Origin of the sequence: Bradyrhizobium sp. LA2.1 (assembly GCF_040547725.1) — a bacterium.
In the GTDB taxonomy this organism is placed as follows: Bacteria; Pseudomonadota; Alphaproteobacteria; order Rhizobiales; family Xanthobacteraceae; genus Bradyrhizobium; species Bradyrhizobium barranii.
In genome coordinates this window covers 1-1,023 of sequence record NZ_JBEPQI010000089.1, presented here as the reverse complement: position 1 = coordinate 1,023, position 1,023 = coordinate 1, and the positions used below count along the sequence as shown (strand labels likewise).

The following is a 1,023-nucleotide window of genomic DNA, read 5'->3' as shown; positions in this document are numbered from 1 at the left end:
GCAACCATGATTCGAATGTCGTGGACGCGGGCCGCGTCGGTTGAGGAGACGCTTGCGTTGTGGGCGGCGTCGCTTCGAGAGGTCAAGCAGCGGATACGTTCGTTGTTCACGCAAGAGCGTGTGGCGACGAATGCAGGCCTGTTCCTGGAAGGTCTGCTCGGAGATGAGCAGCGCAAGACCGGTTGGATGCGCGCGGAGGCGGCTGGCGATCCCGGCCCATGGCGGCAGCAGGCGATCCTGGGTCGCGGGGATTGGGACGCTGATGCCCTGCGCGACGTCGTCCGGGACTATGTCATCGAGCACTTGGCGGATGACGATGCGGTGCTGGTGATCGACGAGACCGGCTTTCTCAAGCAGGGTAAGGCCTCGTGCGGAGTGGCGCGGCAATACACTGGTTCGGCAGGGAAGATCACGAACTGCCAGATCGGCGTCTTCGCTACCTACGTTTCGCGTCATGGTCATGCGTTCATCGATCGCGCGTTGTATCTTCCGAAGGAATGGACCGACGATCCAGATCGTCTGGAAGACGCATACGTGCCTGCCGATGTCGGCTTTGCGACCAAACCAAAGCTTGCGACGAGAATGATCGCACGTGCGATAGCCGCGTCTGTACCATTCAAGTGGGTTGCCGGTGATACGGTCTACGGTGTTGGCGACATCGAACAGCAACTACGTCGGGCAGGCAAAGGCTACGTGCTTGGGGTCAGCAGCGCTCATGTGTTTCGATCCTGGGGCAAGCGACCGCCGGTCGCCGGTACGGCCGCGGACCTCGCCCGGACGCGGCGCCCGTCCGACTGGAAGCGCCTGTCGGCGGGAGCCGGAACCAAGGGACCGCGGCTGCACGACTGGTGTTATCTCGAATTGGCCGACCTCGAGGCCGAGCAGTTCAACAGCGCAAATGATGGTTTATGGACGCGCGGTCTACTGATCCGTCGTCGCATCGCCGATGATGACCTCGCCTTCTTCACCACCTGGTGCCCAGCGGGAACATCAATTGAAACGTTGGTCGCGGTCGAAGGCCAT

Annotated in this window: 1 protein-coding gene; it reads left to right on the top strand. The window is 61.9% G+C overall.

What is annotated here, in order from left to right; all coding sequences use genetic code 11:
* Nucleotides 1-6 precede the first annotated feature (6 nt).
* Nucleotides 7-1,023, top strand: a 1,017-nt coding sequence (locus tag ABIB95_RS47350) for an IS701 family transposase (RefSeq protein WP_354249248.1), incomplete at its 3' end; no start/stop codon positions are given.